Below are 1,746 nucleotides of genomic sequence, written 5' to 3' on the forward strand. Positions count from 1 at the left end.
TTTTTTGGCCTTGATCGGATGTGCACCGGCTACTGTCCTTTTTTCCGGGGTGGTGTTGGTGTGTTCTGTTTGTATTTTTCAACGGAGAGTTTGATCCTGGCTCAGGATGAACGCTGGCGGCGTGCTTAACACATGCAAGTCGAACGATGATCCCCAGCTTGCTGGGGTGATTAGTGGCGAACGGGTGAGTAACACGTGAGTAACCTGCCCTTGACTCTGGGATAAGCCTGGGAAACTGGGTCTAATACCGGATATGACCGATCACCGCATGGTGTGTTGGTGGAAAGCTTTTGTGGTTTTGGATGGACTCGCGGCCTATCAGCTTGTTGGTGAGGTAATGGCTCACCAAGGCGACGACGGGTAGCCGGCCTGAGAGGGTGACCGGCCACACTGGGACTGAGACACGGCCCAGACTCCTACGGGAGGCAGCAGTGGGGAATATTGCACAATGGGCGCAAGCCTGATGCAGCGACGCCGCGTGATGGATGAAGGCCTTCGGGTTGTAAACATCTTTCAGTAGGGAAGAAGCGAAAGTGACGGTACCTGCAGAAGAAGCGCCGGCTAACTACGTGCCAGCAGCCGCGGTAATACGTAGGGCGCAAGCGTTATCCGGAATTATTGGGCGTAAAGAGCTCGTAGGCGGTTTGTCGCGTCTGCTGTGAAAGCCCGGGGCTCAACCCCGGGTCTGCAGTGGGTACGGGCAGACTAGAGTGCAGTAGGGGAGACTGGAATTCCTGGTGTAGCGGTGAAATGCGCAGATATCAGGAGGAACACCGATGGCGAAGGCAGGTCTCTGGGCTGTAACTGACGCTGAGGAGCGAAAGCATGGGGAGCGAACAGGATTAGATACCCTGGTAGTCCATGCCGTAAACGTTGGGCACTAGGTGTGGGGGACATTCCACGTTTTCCGCGCCGTAGCTAACGCATTAAGTGCCCCGCCTGGGGAGTACGGCCGCAAGGCTAAAACTCAAAGGAATTGACGGGGGCCCGCACAAGCGGCGGAGCATGCGGATTAATTCGATGCAACGCGAAGAACCTTACCAAGGCTTGACATGAACCGGTAACGCCCAGAGATGGGTGCCCCACTTGTGGCCGGTTTACAGGTGGTGCATGGTTGTCGTCAGCTCGTGTCGTGAGATGTTGGGTTAAGTCCCGCAACGAGCGCAACCCTCGTTCCATGTTGCCAGCGCGTTATGGCGGGGACTCATGGGAGACTGCCGGGGTCAACTCGGAGGAAGGTGGGGACGACGTCAAATCATCATGCCCCTTATGTCTTGGGCTTCACGCATGCTACAATGGCCGGTACAAAGGGTTGCGATACTGTGAGGTGGAGCTAATCCCAAAAAGCCGGTCTCAGTTCGGATTGGGGTCTGCAACTCGACCCCATGAAGTCGGAGTCGCTAGTAATCGCAGATCAGCAACGCTGCGGTGAATACGTTCCCGGGCCTTGTACACACCGCCCGTCAAGTCACGAAAGTTGGTAACACCCGAAGCCGGTGGCCTAACCCCTTGTGGGAGGGAGCCGTCGAAGGTGGGACCGGCGATTGGGACTAAGTCGTAACAAGGTAGCCGTACCGGAAGGTGCGGCTGGATCACCTCCTTTCTAAGGAGCGCCTTACAACCTGCCGGCCGGGGCTCGTGTCCTGGTGTGGTGGTTGTCAGGAGTAGGCCCATTGCGCAGGCGTTTGTCCTGCGGTGGGTGCTCATGGGTGGAATATCAATGGATTCGGCGTTTGTTTCTCCGGT

At 56.8% G+C, this 1,746-nt stretch carries 1 rRNA gene; it reads left to right on the forward strand.

From position 1 onward, the window contains the following. Positions 1 to 78: 78 nt before the first annotated feature. Positions 79 to 1,603: ribosomal RNA gene (locus KIH31_RS17990) — 16S ribosomal RNA — on the forward strand. The last annotated feature ends 143 nt before the right edge of the window (positions 1,604 to 1,746 follow it).

Source organism: Paenarthrobacter sp. DKR-5 (assembly GCF_018531425.1).
GTDB lineage: Bacteria > Actinomycetota > Actinomycetes > Actinomycetales > Micrococcaceae > DKR-5.